This window comes from Methylobacterium sp. 174MFSha1.1, from assembly GCF_900116815.1.
Lineage (GTDB): Bacteria > Pseudomonadota > Alphaproteobacteria > Rhizobiales > Beijerinckiaceae > Methylobacterium.
In genome coordinates, this window is record NZ_FPCB01000031.1 from 51,835 (window position 1) to 67,035 (window position 15,201).

General features: G+C 71.9%; 11 protein-coding genes. 6 read left to right on the top strand and 5 right to left on the bottom strand.

Annotated elements, in window-relative coordinates; genetic code table 11:
- Positions 1-276 precede the first annotated feature (276 nt).
- Together BM430_RS24610 and BM430_RS24615 are read left to right on the top strand one after the other, a co-directional pair.
- Positions 277-2,994: an ATP-binding cassette domain-containing protein gene (locus tag BM430_RS24610; RefSeq protein ID WP_093569907.1), complete on the top strand. Its 2,718-nt coding sequence runs from the start codon at positions 277-279 to the stop codon at positions 2,992-2,994.
- Between the two features lie 177 nt (positions 2,995-3,171).
- Positions 3,172-4,059 carry an MBL fold metallo-hydrolase gene (locus BM430_RS24615; protein ID WP_244539648.1) on the top strand — a complete coding sequence of 296 codons (888 nt, stop codon included), beginning with the start codon at positions 3,172-3,174 and terminating at the stop codon, positions 4,057-4,059.
- Between the two features lie 393 nt (positions 4,060-4,452).
- Here the strand turns inward: BM430_RS24615 and BM430_RS24620 are convergent, their stop codons facing one another.
- Positions 4,453-5,457, bottom strand: a complete 1,005-nt coding sequence (locus BM430_RS24620; protein ID WP_093569876.1) for a nickel/cobalt transporter — start codon at positions 5,455-5,457, stop codon at positions 4,453-4,455.
- Positions 5,451-6,095 (bottom strand): DUF1007 family protein, encoded by a 645-nt coding sequence (locus BM430_RS24625; RefSeq protein ID WP_093569877.1) that lies wholly within the window; start codon positions 6,093-6,095, stop codon positions 5,451-5,453. The genes BM430_RS24620 and BM430_RS24625 overlap by 7 nt, the downstream gene beginning before the upstream one ends.
- A gap of 255 nt (positions 6,096-6,350) precedes the next feature.
- Between BM430_RS24625 and BM430_RS24630 the strand changes: the two genes are divergently transcribed.
- The gene (locus BM430_RS24630; protein WP_093569878.1) at positions 6,351-7,202 is read left to right on the top strand and encodes an urea carboxylase-associated family protein; all 852 of its coding nucleotides are present in this window, start codon (positions 6,351-6,353) and stop codon (positions 7,200-7,202) included.
- A gap of 613 nt (positions 7,203-7,815) precedes the next feature.
- On the opposite strand, the gene BM430_RS24640 is transcribed toward BM430_RS24630, so the two are convergent.
- Positions 7,816-8,586 carry a sulfite exporter TauE/SafE family protein gene (locus tag BM430_RS24640; protein WP_093569880.1) on the bottom strand — a complete coding sequence of 257 codons (771 nt, stop codon included), beginning with the start codon at positions 8,584-8,586 and terminating at the stop codon, positions 7,816-7,818.
- 192 nt (positions 8,587-8,778) lie between these two features.
- Here BM430_RS24640 and ruvC point away from each other — a divergent pair, with 192 nt between their 5' ends.
- Complete coding sequence (gene ruvC, locus BM430_RS24645) at positions 8,779-9,336, top strand: crossover junction endodeoxyribonuclease RuvC (RefSeq protein WP_093569881.1); 558 nt, start codon at positions 8,779-8,781, stop codon at positions 9,334-9,336.
- A 255-nt stretch (positions 9,337-9,591) separates the two neighbouring features.
- On the opposite strand, the gene BM430_RS24650 is transcribed toward ruvC, so the two are convergent.
- On the bottom strand, positions 9,592-10,155 hold the full coding sequence (locus tag BM430_RS24650) for a TetR/AcrR family transcriptional regulator (protein ID WP_093569882.1): 564 nt from the start codon (positions 10,153-10,155) through the stop codon (positions 9,592-9,594).
- A 109-nt stretch (positions 10,156-10,264) separates the two neighbouring features.
- Between BM430_RS24650 and BM430_RS24655 the strand changes: the two genes are divergently transcribed.
- A complete protein-coding gene (locus BM430_RS24655; RefSeq protein WP_093569883.1) occupies positions 10,265-11,665 on the top strand; it encodes an amidase in 1,401 nt (466 codons plus the stop codon).
- 408 nt (positions 11,666-12,073) lie between these two features.
- On the opposite strand, the gene BM430_RS24660 is transcribed toward BM430_RS24655, so the two are convergent.
- Positions 12,074-13,537: a methyl-accepting chemotaxis protein gene (locus BM430_RS24660; protein WP_210188458.1), complete on the bottom strand. Its 1,464-nt coding sequence runs from the start codon at positions 13,535-13,537 to the stop codon at positions 12,074-12,076.
- 486 nt (positions 13,538-14,023) lie between these two features.
- Here BM430_RS24660 and BM430_RS24665 point away from each other — a divergent pair, with 486 nt between their 5' ends.
- Positions 14,024-15,196 (top strand): isovaleryl-CoA dehydrogenase, encoded by a 1,173-nt coding sequence (locus BM430_RS24665; protein ID WP_093569885.1) that lies wholly within the window; start codon positions 14,024-14,026, stop codon positions 15,194-15,196.
- Positions 15,197-15,201 lie beyond the last annotated feature (5 nt).

Sequence of the window (15,201 nt, forward strand, 5' to 3'; positions counted from 1 at the left end):
GAACAATAATCCCGCCTGCGATGCGACCGGGTGCGGTTCCGCACGTCTGTGCTGCGTAAGGTCACTCTCGCGGCGGATGACCCGGGGCGCGGGCCGGTCCGCCCACCCGGCTTGACCGCTCCGGCCCGCGCGGCCCATACCTCGCGCAACATCGAGGAGGCCCATGGTCACCATCGCGAGACGGCCCACGGGCCTGCCCCCGCGCACCGGACCGGCGCGGCCCACGGGCGCCCCTCTCTCCGGCGCCCCCTCCCCCCGGTCCCGTCGCCCACGCTGATGGACCGCGATCCGATCGCCTTCGCCTGGCGCGCCGCCAAGCGCCGGCACGCCACCGCCGTCGCGGTCGCCCTCGGGCTCGGCGGCCCGCTGGTCGGGCTCGGGCTGCTCGCCCTTCGCGACCTCGTCGACGAGCTGCTGGCGCTCGCCGAGCCGGGACGCGGGCCGATCCACTTCCTCCACCTCGTGGTGCCGCTGCCGGAGCGATGGGGCGGCCACGGCCTGGTGCTGGTGCGCGGCTGGCCGCTGCCGGAGAGCGCCCTGACCCTGTGGGCGCTGGGCTGCCTGATCGGCGTCGCCCTGTCCCTCGCCCTCCTCGGCTGGGGCGTGGCGCGGCTCTGCGTGACGGCGCAGGGACAGGCGGTGCGCCATCTGCGGGAGCTCGCCGAGGACGCGATCCTGCGCTCGGGGCCTGCCGCCCGCGACGATGCGCGGGCGCTGGCCGGCCAGGTCGGGGCGGCGATCCGCGCCGCGGACGGGCTCTTGGCCGTCGGTATCCTGGTGCCGGCGCTGGCGGTGGGCGCCGTGCTGGTGGCGCTGGCGGTCGCCGCCGCCGTGGCGCCGCGCCTCGTCGCGGTGGCGGGCATCAGCCTCGTGGCGGCGGCGCTGGCGCGCCAGCTCCTCATCGCCCGCACCGAGCGCCGGGACGACCAGCGCCGCCTGGAGGGCGCGGCGCTCGAGCGCGGCCTCACCGACCTGGTGCGGCGCCTGCCGGCGGTGCGGGCCCACGGCACCGCCGCCTTCGAGCATGCCCGCCTCGGCCACGTCGCCGAGCGGGCCCGCCGGGCGCTGACGGCGACCGAGGACGAGCTGTCCCGCGCCCGCGCCCCGGCGCTCGCCATCACGGTGCTGGTGCCGACGATCGTGCTCGCCGCCGCCCTCTGGCAGGGGCCGACGCCCACCGCCCCGGTGAGCGCCGGCGGCCTCTCGGCGGTGCTGGGCGCGCTGGCCGTGGCGTCGAGCGCGGTCGCCGCCTTCCTGCGCCAGAACCGGCGGCGGCGCGCCGCCCTGCCGGCCTTCCGGGAGATCGCCCGCGCCACCGCCTCGCTCGAGGCCCGCGCCCGGGCGCCGCGCCGGCTGCGCAGCCAGTCCGAGAGCCTGCCCGACGGCGGGCCGATCGTGCTCGCCAACGTCGCGGCCTACGATCCGGCCTCGGGCGAGCGGCTGATCGGCCTCGACCTCACCGTGCCGATGCCGGGCCACGTCGCGATCCTCGGCGACCGCGGCAGCGGCGGACGGGTGCTGGCGGCGCTGATCGCCGGCCAGCTCGAACCCACCGCCGGGGCGGTCACCTATGCGGGCATCGACCTGCGCTCGGTCGAGCCGGCGGAGCGGGCTCGGCGCATCGCCTATGCGGGGGCCGAGCCGGTGCTGATGGCCGGCACGCTGCTGCAGAACCTGCTCTACGGCGATCCCGCCTTCGCCGACGGATCGAGCCCGGACGCCAGCACGCCGCATGCCGGCGAACTCGAGGAGCGGCTGGTCGAGGCCCTGGCGGTCACCGGGCTCGACCGGCTGGTCTATGGCCGGGGCCTCGCCAGCGTGCTGCCGCGCCGGCTCGACGCAGGCACCGCAACGGCGATCGTGGAGACGCGGGACGCCCTGCGCGCCGCGCTGACGGCGGACCACGCCGCCCACCTGATCGAGCCGTTCGACCCCGCCCGCTACAACCGCCAGGCGACGGTGGGCGAGAACATCCTGTTCGGGGCGCCGGTCGGCTCGGCCTTCTCGGAGGCGCGGCTCGCCGGCCATCCCTTCACCCGGGCGGTGCTGGAGGCGGAAGGTCTGACCCGGCCGATGACCGAGATGGGCCTCGCCATCGCCCGGGCCACGGTCGAGATCTTCTCCGACCTGCCGGACGACCACCCGCTCTTCGACGCCTTCTCGCTCTTCCCGGCCCGGGAGCGCGGCTTCTTCGAGGACCTGGTGGCGCGCCAGCCCGAGGCCTCCGGGTGGCGCCGCGGCCCCGCCGGCCAGCGCGACCGCGCCCGGCTGATCGGCCTGTGCCTGCGCTACAGCGAGACCCGGCACCGCTTCGGCCTCATCGACGAGGCGATGGAGGCGCGCCTCGTCGCGGCGCGGCGCACCTTCGCGGCGCTGCTGCCGGCCTCGCTCCAGGGCTCGGTGGAATTCTACGACCCCGGCAGGGTCACCGCCGCGGCGAGCCTGGAGGAGAACCTGCTGTTCGGCCGCATCGCCGGCGCCGAGGCCGGGGCCGGGGCGCGGGTGCGCAGCCTGATGCAGGCGGTCCTGCGCGAGCGCGGCCTGGAGCGCACGGTCTACCGCTTCGGCCTCGCCAGCCAGGTCGATCCGCGGGCGGCCGACAGCGGCTTGGGGGGGCGCGACGGCTTCACGCCGTCCGAGCGCATGGCGATCGACCTCGCCCGCTGCCTGGTGCGCCGGCCCGACATCCTGGTGATCGGGCTCGCCCTCGACGACCGCGGCGCGCCCGAGATCATGGCGGGAATCGCGCGGCTGCGGGCGGCCCGGGCCGGGCGCGGCCTCGTGGTCTGCCTGCCGGACGAGTGCCGGCCGGATCCGGATGCGCCCTTCGACCTTGTGCTGCGGGCCGAGCGCAACACGGTGGTGCCCGCCGGCCACACCGGTCCTGCGGCGTCTCCCCCCGAGGTGGGACTTCCCGCGACGGCCGCGCTCGGGCAGGATGCTGCTCAATCCATAGGGCCGGTGCGCGAGCACACCCGCTTAACGACAGATTAGGCCGTCCGAGGGAACCTTCGTCTTGCGCTCATCGTTCGTGAGGCACATCTCTCGTGCACAGCCCACCATAGTGTCTTGCCGGACCGTCCGGCCGGAGCATCCGCCATGTGCGTCATCGCACATCCAACCCAGACAACCCCCATCACGGTCGCCGGCATGACAACGAGGGGTCCTCTCATGGAAGCCGGTCTGACGCTCCGGTTCTGGGGCGTCAGGGGGTCGACCTGTGCCTCCGGTCCGGAATTCGTGGAATTCGGCGGGCACACCCCCTGCGTCGAGGTCCGCTGCGGCGAGCGACTGTTCGTGATCGATGCCGGCACCGGCATCAACGCGTTCGGCGCGCATCACCGCGACCGGCTGCCCCAGCGGGTCGACCTGCTCCTGAGCCACCTCCACCTCGACCATGTCGGCGGCCTGCCTTTCATGAAGCCGGCGGTGCTCGACCCCTCGCGCGAGATCCACACCTGGTGCGGCAACCTCGACGGCGCGAGCGCCGCCGAGCCCCTCGGCCGGCTGTTCTCGCCGCCGCTCTTCCCGATCACCCTCGACGTGCTGCCCGCCCGCTTCGTCCATCACGGCTTCAAGGCCGGCGAGAGCCTGACCTTCCCGGACGGCGCCGTCGTCGACACCATCCCCCTCCAGCATCCCCAGGGCGCCACCGGCTACCGCTTCCGCCATGGCGGCCGCAGTGCCTGCTACATCAGCGACCTGGAGCATTCCGAACCCTGGCCCGATCCGGCCCTGCTCGACTTCGTGCGCGGCGCGGACCTGGTGATCTACGACGGCATGTTCACGCAGGGCGAGTACCCGGCCTGCCGCGGCTGGGGCCACTCGACATGGCAGAAGGGCGTCGAGCTGTGCCGCGCCGGCGATGTCGGACGGCTCGCCATCGTGCACCTCTATCCCCAGCACACCGACGCGCTGCTGCGCGACCTCGAGGGCCAGATGCAGGCCGACATGCCCGGCGCCTTCGTCGCCCGCGAGCGCCAGGAGATCACCTTCGCGGCGGTCGCGGCGGAGAGTTCGCGGCGCCGGCGGGTCGCGCGGGTCGCGGCCGTCGCTTAAAGCACGCCTGTATCGCGTCGCGATACGGTACACGACGTAGCGGTTTGCACGCGGTACGGAAGTGATGGCCACCGCGCTAGAGCCCTCCCCCCTCTGCGGGGGAGGGTGCCCCACGGAGTGGGGCGGGAGAGGGGCAGCGCGACGGTGCCGAACGTAGCGCCCTTCAAGGCGGTCGCGACCTCTCCGGAAGCCGAGTCCCCTCTCCCGACCCCTGCTGACGCAGGGGCCACCCTCCCCCGCAGAGGGGGGAGGGGGCAAGGGCGGCGGTCGTTTTCTCGAACCGGGCAGCCTACTGTGTCGTTCACCACGGCGCTACGATCGGGCAGCAGCCCAGGTTATTGATTATGTAGTGCTTTATTTGAAAAACCGGCATCCACTTGGTCGAAGAGCGTTCTAGAACGCCGCCGCGGCCCAGCCCGAGAGCAGCCCGGCGCCGAGCACCAGCACGAAGGCGGCGGCCCACAATTCGAGCACGCCGACCGCGATCGCCCCGCCCTGGCCGCGGCCACCGGCGAGCCTGAGCGCCAGCGCTTTGGCGAAGACCGCGAGCGCCGCCAGCACCCCGGTGGTGAGTGCGGTGCCGAGCGCCATCGCGAGCGTGGCGGCCACGCCCGCCCACAGGATGCCCTGCGACAGGGCGAAGACCAGCACCAGCACCGCGCCGGCGCAGGGCCGGGTGCCGGCGGCCAGCACCACGCCGGCCTGCTCGCGCCACGTCGTCAGGCGCTCCACCCTGGTCCCGTCGGCGAGGCCCGCATGGCCGCAATCGGGGCCGCAGGCCGGCCCCGCCTCCCGGTTGAGGAGCCGGGCGAGCTGCCCGGCCTTGCGCCAGGTCACCGCCGCCCCGAGGAACGCCACGCAGGCGAAGCCCGCGGTCTCGATCACCGTGCCGGCCTGGTTGAGGCCGGCAGCGGTCAGGCGCAGCAGCACCGCGCCGCCGCCGACCAGCGCCAGGGCGACCACGGCCTGGAGGAGCGCTGCGAGCAGGCTTAAGCTGAAGCCGCGCTTCAGGGCGCGCTCGCCGGCCATCAGGTAGCCGGCGATCACCGCCTTGCCGTGGCCGGGCCCGGCGGCGTGCAGCACTCCATACGTGAAGCCGAGGCCGATCAGCGTCAGGGTGCCGTCGCGTCCGGCCTTGACCGCCGACACCGCCGCCTGGAGCGCCCGGGAGAAGCCGGCCTGCATCGCGAGCAGCCAGGCGCCGAGGTTGGTGGCGCCAGTCGGCGCCGCCTCGCGAAAGCCGATGCCGAAGGGCGAGCGCGGCGGCGCCCGGAAGCCCGGTGCCAGGAGCCCGAGGAGCAGAGCCAGTACGGCGGCGGCGGCCAGGACCGCGAGCGCCGCGAGGCCGAGCCGCTGCAGGCTGCGGGAGGGCGGCGTGAGGCTGAGCGCGCTCAGCATGCGACGACGATCCGGTTGGCGAACTGCACCCCGTAGGTCGAGGCGGCGGTCATCGCCTCGAAGAACGCCTCCGACATGCCGGTCGCGGCGGGCGCCGGGGCGGCGCTCTTCGGCCGGTGGGCGGTGGCACGGCAAGCGGACGGGGCGCCCTTGAGCGTCGCGAAGCCGTCGCCGTCGGCGAGGCTGAAGGCGACGAAGTAGGTCGGGTCGAAGACCTCGAGCGAGGCGGTGCCGGCGACCGGCGCCTTGAGCGGCAGGGTGAAGCGCAAGGTGAGCTGCCCGTCGGCGAAGGTCATCGCCGGATCGGCCGCCTTGCCGAGTTCCTGCTTGCGGCCGTCGACCTTCAGGAGCGTGAAGTAGCCCTGCTCGTCGAGATTCTCGGCGTTGTCGCGGGCGAGTGCCGCCAGGGCCGCCGGGTTCACCGGCCCGGTCGGCGACTGGCCGAGGCCCTGGACCGCGAAGGCGGAATAGGTCGGGTCGAAGGTCCAGGCGTGGCGCACCGCCCGCAACGCCCCGTCCGGCCCGTAATCGAGCTCGGCCCTCGTGGTGATCCAGACATGCGGATGCGCCAGCGCCGGCGTCGCCGCGAAGAGCACGGCCCCGGAGACGAGGAACGGGAGGCGATACGGGCGCGGCATGACGCTTCGTCCTTCGGCGGTGCTCGCCCTCGTGGTGAACCGGCGGTGACGCGCGGCGCCGTCCGGTGCGCACTGGTCCCGCCGCATTGCGGCGGGAGCGGGGCGGGCGGCGCCGGTTTGCCCCTCCCCGCCTCTTCTGCCACTCCAGGCTCACGTCACACGACTTCCCCATCGCTCAAGCGCCGCGCGGGCTTGTGATACGAATTCCGGAAGGATTCTTCCGGAATTCGTATCACACACGCGGGAGCCCCCGGCATGAAGGACTTTCCGGCCGCCTACCAGGTCAGCGAGGGCTCGGCCCTGTCGGTCGACCGGCCGTTCTACGAGCGGATCGCCGCCGAGACCGGCGGGCGCACCCTCGTCGAGGCGTTCACCATCCCGATCCGCACCGGGCGGGCCTGGCGCGTGCCGGCCGGCCACGTCTTCCGCGTGGTGGCGCCGGAGGGGCCGCAGGTCGGCGACCTCAACATCTGGAACCGGCACGATCCGCGCGAGCGGCTGTGGGCGGCGCGCACCCGCCAGCTCCAGGGCGCGCACGTCAGCACCTTCGACCGGCTGTGGTCGACCCTGCCGTTCCTGCGCCCGCTGGTCACGATCACGGCCGATACCCTCGCCCATTACGGCACCGACGAGTATGGCGGCCGGGTCCACGACCTGCTCGGCACCCGCTGCGACCCCTACGTCAACAAGCTGCTCACCGGCCAGGACTTCCACTTCCACTGCCACTCGAACCTGGTCCGCGCGGTGATGCCGTTCGGCCTGACCGAGTTCGACGTGCACGACGTGCTCAACGTGTTCCAGGTCACCGGCCTCAACCACGACGACCTGTACTTCATGCGCGACTGCCCGGCACAGGCCGGCGACTACCTCGAGTTCTTCGCCGAGATCGACCTGCTCTGCGCCCTCTCGACCTGCCCGGGCGGCGACCTCTCGGTGCCGCTCTGGGGACCCGACGCCCGCGACCCGATCGACGTCTGCCGGCCGCTCGGCGTCGAGATCTACCGGCTGGCGCCGGAACTGACGGAGGGCTGGCAGAGCCCCGGGGTCGCGCCCTATCGCGGCCAGCACGGGCTGCAGCCGGAGAAGGGCTGGTGGGACAAGGCGTGAGCGCAAGACCCGGAGCCAAGACCCGGAGCATCGTCCCGGCGAAACGGATCCCCGTGCCGCCGCCGCGCGTCGTGCAGGTGCGGTTCACCATGGGGCTGATGACGGGCGACATGAGCCCAGCCGCGGCGATCCTGGACGGGGGCATGATCTCGCCTGTGGGCCGGAAGACCGTGCAGCGCGAGGAGCTGCCGCTTGACACTGCGTCGAGAGAAAGCATCTTAAGAGGCGAGAGGCCGCAGGAGGCACCCCGCGACCCCTCTTGTTAGACGACGCTGCTCACCACAGCACCGGCACTACCAAAACCCGATCGTGATGGTCACGGACCATCCGGTCGGGTTTTTCGTGACCGTGATGGTCACGAGCGGCATTCCGTGCATGTCAGCTCCCTTCCTGTGCTGCCTACTCGAGGAGGCGGTCGGCTACTCCGCCCCAAGCCCGGTGCCCCGGGCCTTCGCGACAGGAAAGGTGTCGTCCGATCCCAAGCTACTCGCCCGGGCAGGAGGTCGCAATAACTCGCAATGGCGGACGTCGTTTGTGCGAGCCGGCTGAGGCGTATCCGCGGCGGGCAAGGGGAAGGGCAGCACGCCCGATCGCAACGCGCCTGGACTTGCCCTCAGCGCAAAGGCAGCGCCAGGCAGACCGCCAGCAGGATGACCGTGTAGGCCACGGCCCGGAACACCCGGTCGGAGGCGAGGCGAAAGCCGTGCGATCCGAGCGCGAGGCCGAGTCCGTAGGGCAGGAGCAGCGGCAGGGCCTCGGCGAAGCGGGGGCCAGACAGCACCCCGGTCGCCGTGAACACCACGCCCGAGACCAGGGTCGAGAGGCCGAAATAGGCCATCAGGTTGTCGCGCACCTGTCCGGCCGAGGCGCGCTGGCTGGCGAGCCAGAAGACGGCCAGCGGCATGCCGCCGAGCGCGGCAAAGCCGCTCGCCAGCCCGGAGGCGCCGCCGGTGGCGAGCGAGAGCGGCAGCGAGGGCACGCCGCGGTAGCGCCAGCCCGAGACCAGGGCGGCGAGGGCCAGCAGGATCGCCCCGGCGGTGATCCAGCGGGTCAGGTCCGGATCGAGCCGGGTGAGGAGCCAGACGCCGGCCGGCAGCAGGAGCGTGGAGCCGACGAGCAGCGGGACCACCTCGCGCCAGGTCGCCCGCCGGGCGGAGCGGGCGCCGAACCACAGCGAGAACGGCGCGTCGACGACCCAGATCAGCCCCACCGCCGCCGCCGGCCCGACCGCGGCGGCCGCGATCGGCACGAACACCATCGCGAAGCCGAACCCGGTGAAGCCGCGCACCAGCCCGCCGACCAGGGCGGCGAGGAACAGGGTGACGGCCCGGGCATCGAGGGGCAGCAGATCGGCGGGATGGAGGGCGGCAAGAGCGGGCGGCATGAGGCCACCAGGCCGCCACGGCTACGGTTCGTCAAGATGTCGGCCGCAAGAGTGCTCACAGGCGTTCACGGAACGTCCCGCGTAGCGGCGCCGCCGGTTCCCGGCTACGGAGGCGGCGCCCTTCGCGCCGGGACGGATTCGCGGCATGATGCGGGCGCCGCCTGCACCCACGGCAAGGATATTCGAGCGGCGATGAGCGAACCGATCCGCATCCTCGGCATCGATCCGGGCCTGCGCCGCACCGGCTGGGGCCTGATCACCGTCACGGGCACCCGCCTCGCCTTCGTGGCGAGCGGCACCGTGACCTCGAACGGCGACGACGACCTCGCCACCCGCCTGCGCACGCTGCACGAGGGCCTGACCAAGGTCGTCGCCACGCTGGCCCCCGACGAGGCGGCGGTCGAGGAGACCTTCGTCAACAAGGACGCCCAGGCGACCCTGAAGCTCGGTCATGCCCGCGCCGTCGCCCTGCTGGTGCCGGCTCTGGCCGGCCTGCCGGTGGCGGAATACGCCGCCAACCTGGTGAAGAAGACCGTGGTCGGCGCCGGCCACGCCGAGAAGGACCAGGTCGGCGCCATGGTGCGCTTCCTCCTGCCGAAGGCCACCGCCGACACCGCGGACGCCGCCGACGCGCTCGCGATCGCCATCACCCATGCGAGCCACCGGGCGGCGCGGGCCCGGGCGGCGACGCAGGCCGCCGCAGTGGGGCCGGGGGCGGCGCGGATCGCCCGGGCGGTCGCGCGGGGGTAGGGCGCGGAGGAAGCCTGGCCGTGCGGGGGACTGGTTTCGATCCCCTTCGGACACCCAGCCCATGCACGGTCGCCCCGAGCTTCCGACCCCTGCAGACCTGAAGCGTTTTCCGACGAACCGGTATCCACTCGGTCGGAAAATGCGCGTGTACCTAACTCATCGAGAGGCCCGCTTCCGAAGGAGAAGCGGACCTCGCCGGGGCGTCTGCGACATCAACCTCCGATGACGTCCGCGAGTCGCGGGGCCGTCCAGGGCCTACGCCGGCAGGAGGCCCGAGGCGCGGTAGGTCGCGATCAGGGCATCGAACTGCGAGAGGTCCGAGCGGCTCCGCGCATAGAGCTGAGCGCCGGACACCGCCGCGAAGACGGCCCGGGCCCGCGCCTCGCCGTCCTCGGACTTCACCGCCCCGGCCATGACCAGCACCTTGGCGAGCCAGGCGACGTTGACGTCGGCGAACCCCTGCGCCTCGCGCTGCACGGCCTCGGGCAGGTTGGCGTATTCCGCCGACATGAAGCTGCACAGGCAGAGCCTGTTCCCGTCCGCGAGCGAGCGGCGGAAGGTGCCCGGATAGAGCCGCAGGGCTTCCAACGGATCGCCGGTCTCGGCGAGCATGGCGTCGAGCTCGACCGCAATGTCCTCCCAGTAGCGTCGCGCCACGGCCGCCCCGAGATCCGCCTTGCTGGCGAAATGGTGGTAGATGCTCGCCGCCTTGATCCCGACCTCGGCGGCGAGGTCGCGGTAGCTCAAGCCTCCGTAGCCATGCGCCTGCGCGGTCCTCCTCGCAGCGGCCAGGATCGTCTCCTTCGCGTTCGAACTCACTTCCGCCTCCCGGCCGGCCAAAAAACCTAACGACTGTTAGTTAGGTGTTGACGGGCCGAAAATCCAGGCCTAGCTCTGAGCCTGCCTAACGACAGGTATGGATGAAGCCATGACCCAGGACATCATCTTCTCGGACGCCACCGCCCTCGCCGCGCTCGTCCGGTCCAAGCAGCTCTCGCCCGTGGAGGTCGTACGGGCCCACCTCGATCGCATCGAAGCCGTCGACCCTAAGGTCAACGCGATCGTCACCATCGCGGACGGGGCGTTGGCCGCCGCGAAACAGGCCGAGGCGGCGGTGATGGCGGGCGGGGAACTCGGGCCGCTGCACGGCGTGCCGTTCACCGTGAAGGACTCGATCGACACCGCAGGCGTCATGACCCAGCGAGGGTCGCCCATCTTCAAGGGCCGCACCCCCGAGGCCGACGCGACCAGCGTCGCCCGCCTGAAGACGGCCGGCGGCATCCTGCTCGCCAAGACCAACCTTCCCGAATTCTCCTACTGGATCGAGAGCGACAACCTGCTGTCGGGCCGCTCGAACAACCCGTGGGACCTCGACCGCACGCCCGGCGGCTCGAGCGGCGGCGAGTCGGCCGCCATCGCGGCCGGCCTATCGCCGCTGGGCCTCGGCACCGACCTCGCCATCTCGGTGCGTGGCCCCGCCGCCCAGACCGGCATCGTCTCGCTGAAGGCGACCCACGGGCGCGTGCCGATGACCGGCATCTGGCCGCGGGCGCCGCGCCGCTTCTGGCATGTCGGCCCGATGGCGCGGTCGATCCGCGACCTCGCGCTCGCCTTCTCGCAGCTCGCCGGTCCGGACGGCGAGGACGCCTTCGCGACCAGCACCGTCCCGTTCGACGCCGGCGTCACGACGGATCGCAAGCTCCGCGTCGGCTGGATGGTCGGTCCGGGCTTCGGGCCGATCGACGCCGAGGTCGCGGCGACCGTCCGGTCCGCGGCCGAGGCCCTCAAGGGCGAGGGCCATCGCGTGGAGGAGGTGCGGATCCCGGCGCTGGAGCGCGACTTCGCCCTCGACGTGTTCAACACGCTCCACGTCATGGAGATGAAGCCGGCCTTCCGCGCGGCGACCGCCGGGCACGAGGACCAGATGTACAAGATGGCCAGGACGATGCTGTCGCTGCCCGACACCTCGATGGAGGATTACCTCGCGGCCGAGCAGGCGGCGGAGCGGCTGCGGGACGGTTACGCGGCCTACTTCCGGGACTACGACGTCCTCCTGACCCCGGTGCTGCCGGTGCCGGCGCACAAGCACGGCATCAAGGAACTCGTCGTCAACGGCGAGACCGTCGACCTGACCTACCTCCAGGGCGCGACGGTGCCGCTGAACGTGACCGGCCTGCCCGGGCTGTCGATGCGCTTCGGGACGAGCCGCGAAGGGCTGCCGATCAACGTGCAGCTGGTCGCAAGCTGGCAGGCGGAGACCACGCTCCTGAACGCCGCCATGGTGCTGGAGCGCGTGAGCCCGGTTCGCGATCTGCGCCCGAGCCTCTGAGACGCTGTCCGGACGATTCGTTCCGGAAAGCGTCTCACGAGCCCGCGCGGCGACCGAGCGAAGCCGATTTCCGCATCGCGAAGCGATCAATCGGAAATCGCATGAGCGGGTCGGATCCGCGTCCCGTCCAGCATCCGCTGCACGCACCGATCCGAGCCCACGGCAGGTGGCTGGCAGGAAGCGGTCGCTTCGGGGCGTGCGCCGGAGGTCCGGAATCGGCGCGATCCGGCCGCTCCGCGTTCATCCGGCGAGCCGCCGCTTCCCCCTCTCCCAGCAGCGCTTCACGCAGGAGCGCCGACCGGGTCCGGACGGCCCGCAGGCCTCGCGGGATGGGCGCCGGTCCCGCAGCGAACCCCGCGTCGCGGACGGGCAGGCTCGCAAGCTCCCTGCAAGCCCGCCGAGCCCCCCTCAGCGCCCGCCGCCCACGAACGACACGATGCTGCGGTCGAGCCGCCCCGAATAGGTCGAGAGGGTGCCGGCGAGGCCCCGCACCGCGTCGGCGAGGTCGCCGGTCTGCGTCGCGGCGTCGGAGACGCCGGTGATGGTGCCGGACATGGCGGAGGTCGAGGCGGCCTGTTCCTCCACCGCCGCGGAGATCGAGTGCGTCAGGGCCGACAATTCGCCGACGGCCTCGGTGATGCCCTGGATCGCCAGCACGGCGTCGCCGGTGGCGGCCTGGATCGTGGCGACCTGCTGGGTGATCTCGTCCGTGGCCTTCGCGGTCTGCCCGGCGAGTTCCTTGACCTCGGCGGCGACCACCGCGAAGCCGCGGCCCGCCGCACCGGCCCGCGCCGCCTCGATCGTGGCGTTCAGCGCGAGCAGGTTGGTCTGGCTGGCGATGGACTTGATCATGCCCACCACCGCATCGACCTTGCGGGTGTTCTCGGTGAGCAGCCGCACCGTCGCGTCGGTGGCCTCGGCCTGGGAGGCGATCTGCCGGCTGCGCTCCGAGACGCGGCCGACCTGGTCGGCGACGTCCCGCACGCTGCCGGACATCTGCCGGGAGGTGTCCGCCACCGCCGCGGCGCGCTCGCGGGCATCCGTCGCCGCGCCGGTCAGCCCCTCGGCGGAGCGGGCCATCTCGCCCGCCGCCGCCGTCACCGCGTCCACCACCTCGCGCACTTCCTCGGCCATGCGGGTCTGCCCGGTGACGATCGACCAGGTCAGCATCGGGCCGAGATAGGCGCCGTCCGGTCCGTTGATCGCCGAGACCTGGAGGTCGAGCACCTCCGGCCCGAGGCGGATCTTGGTCCGGTGCGGCAGGTGGCGCGCGTCGGCGAGCATCCGGCGCTGGTGCGACGGGTTCTTGTGGAAGACGTCGATCGACGAGCCGACCAGATCGGCCACCTTCACGGGCAGGTGCCGCTCGATCGAGCCGAGGGTCTCGCGCGAGGTCTCGTTGATGTAGGTGATGCGGAACTCGTCCTGCGGGTCCGCCATCATCACGGCGACCGGCATCCCGTCGACCATCTGGGCGAGGCGCAGCGCCTCCTGCTTCTTCGCGGTGATGTCGAAGGCGAATTTCATCACGCTCTTCGGCTGTCCGTCCGGCCCGATCACCGGAAGGTAGGTGGCGCAGAGCCAGACCGTCCTGCCGCCCTTGCCGACCCGCTCGAACTCGCCGACCTGATGGATGCCGGCGCGGAGCTGGCGCCAGAACTCCCGGTAGGTCTCCGAGGCCGCGACGCCGGGGGCGACGAGGAGCGCGTGGGGCCGGCCGACGAGTTCCTGCGGCGCGTAGCCGACCAGCGCCTGGAAGTTCGCGTTCACGCCGACGATCGTGCCGTCGAGCGCGAATTCGATCGTGGCCATGGCCCGGTCGAGGGCGGTGAGCCTCGCATCCTCGATCGGTTTATGCCTGCCCCAAGCCATGCTTCGCCCTCACCCGAATACCGTGCAGCTCTGACGTACCCGGTCAGGAATAAAAATTCGCTAACGCCGCCGCTTCATCTCTGTTTGACCTAGAGGAGCGTGACCGCTTCCACTCGGTATCGCTGTATATTAGATTTGAGAACCGGGAGCATATTGGGCAACCGGTTGCCCATCACCGTGCCAGACGAACAAGTATTCGCTTTGCAGGAAAATGTCCGATGAAGCTTCCTGATGGCCGCACGGCTGGAACCGCGCGGGATCTGTGTTGGAGATTTTATCCTTCACACAGGGAACCCGCTCCCTCCGCTCCGGGACAACGACGCGAAGCGAGGGAGCCGGCCTGCGGCGTTGCGCAGCATGATCGGCGCGGCACGCCCCCTCGCCCTCCTGCGGAAGCGGAAGGCCGCACCCCGCGGACGGCGCGAGCAGGCTTGTCTTAAAAAACGATCGTTCGTATGAATGGGGAAAATCCGAGGGAGGGCGCCGATGATCCCGAACGCCGCGCGTGAGTTCAATTTCGGCCTGGGCGAAACCGCCGAGGCGATCCGCGACAGCGTGCGCAGCTTCGCGCAGGACAGGATCGCGCCGCGGGCCGAGGAGATCGACCGCACCAACACCTTCCCGCGCGACCTCTGGCCCGAGATGGGGGCGCTCGGCCTCCACGGCATCACGGTCGAGGAGGAATATGGCGGCCTGGGCCTCGGCTACCTCGCCCATTGCGTGGCGATGGAGGAGGTCTCGCGGGCCTCCGCCTCGGTCGGCCTGTCCTACGGCGCGCACTCGAATCTGTGCGTCAACCAGATCCGCCGCAACGGCTCGGACGCGCAGAAGCGCAAGTACCTGCCGAAGCTCATCTCCGGCGAGAATGTCGGGGCGCTCGCCATGTCGGAGCCCGGCGCCGGCTCGGACGTGGTGTCGATGCGCACCCGCGCCGAGAAGAAGGGCGACCGCTACGTCCTCACCGGCTCGAAGATGTGGATCACCAACGGTCCCGTCGCCGAGACCCTGGTGGTCTACGCCAAGACCGACCCGCAGGCGGGATCCCGCGGCATCACCGCCTTCCTGGTCGAGAAGGGCATGAAGGGATTCTCCACCGCCCAGAAGCTCGACAAACTCGGCATGCGCGGCTCGGATACCTGCGAGCTGGTCTTCGAGGAGTGCGAGATTCCGGAAGAGAACGTGCTCGGCACGGTCGGCCGCGGCGTCAACGTGCTGATGTCGGGCCTCGATTACGAGCGGGCGGTGCTGGCGGCGGGGCCGCTCGGCATCATGCAGGCCTGCCTCGACGTGGTGATTCCTTATGTCCACGAGCGCAAGCAGTTCGGGCAAGCAATCGGCGAGTTCCAGCTCGTCCAGGGCAAGCTCGCCGACATGTATGTCTCGACCAACGCCGCCAAGGCCTACGTCTACGCGGTGGCCCAGGCCTGCGACCGCGGCGAGACCACCCGCGAGGACGCCGCCGGCGCGATCCTCTACGCCGCCGAGCGGGCGACGCAATGTGCGCTGGACGCGATCCAGCTCCTCGGCGGCAACGGCTACATCAACGACTACCCGACCGGGCGCCTGCTCCGCGACGCCAAGCTCTACGAGATCGGCGCCGGCACCAGCGAGATCCGCCGGATGCTGATCGGCCGCGAGCTCTTCACGAAGTCCGCCTGAGGTCG

Bases quoted from the DNA above. Each gene is read 5' to 3' on its own strand.
- BM430_RS24610 (WP_093569907.1), top strand. From the start codon at position 277: ATGGACCGCGATCCGATCGCCTTCGCCTGGCGCGCCGCCAAGCGCCGG.
- BM430_RS24615 (WP_244539648.1), top strand. From the start codon at position 3,172: ATGGAAGCCGGTCTGACGCTCCGGTTCTGGGGCGTCAGGGGGTCGACC.
- BM430_RS24620 (WP_093569876.1), bottom strand. From the start codon at position 5,457: ATGCTGAGCGCGCTCAGCCTCACGCCGCCCTCCCGCAGCCTGCAGCGG.
- BM430_RS24625 (WP_093569877.1), bottom strand. From the start codon at position 6,095: ATGCCGCGCCCGTATCGCCTCCCGTTCCTCGTCTCCGGGGCCGTGCTC.
- BM430_RS24630 (WP_093569878.1), top strand. From the start codon at position 6,351: ATGAAGGACTTTCCGGCCGCCTACCAGGTCAGCGAGGGCTCGGCCCTG.
- BM430_RS24640 (WP_093569880.1), bottom strand. From the start codon at position 8,586: ATGCCGCCCGCTCTTGCCGCCCTCCATCCCGCCGATCTGCTGCCCCTC.
- ruvC (WP_093569881.1), top strand. From the start codon at position 8,779: ATGAGCGAACCGATCCGCATCCTCGGCATCGATCCGGGCCTGCGCCGC.
- BM430_RS24655 (WP_093569883.1), top strand. From the start codon at position 10,265: ATGACCCAGGACATCATCTTCTCGGACGCCACCGCCCTCGCCGCGCTC.
- BM430_RS24660 (WP_210188458.1), bottom strand. From the start codon at position 13,537: ATGGCTTGGGGCAGGCATAAACCGATCGAGGATGCGAGGCTCACCGCC.
- BM430_RS24665 (WP_093569885.1), top strand. From the start codon at position 14,024: ATGATCCCGAACGCCGCGCGTGAGTTCAATTTCGGCCTGGGCGAAACC.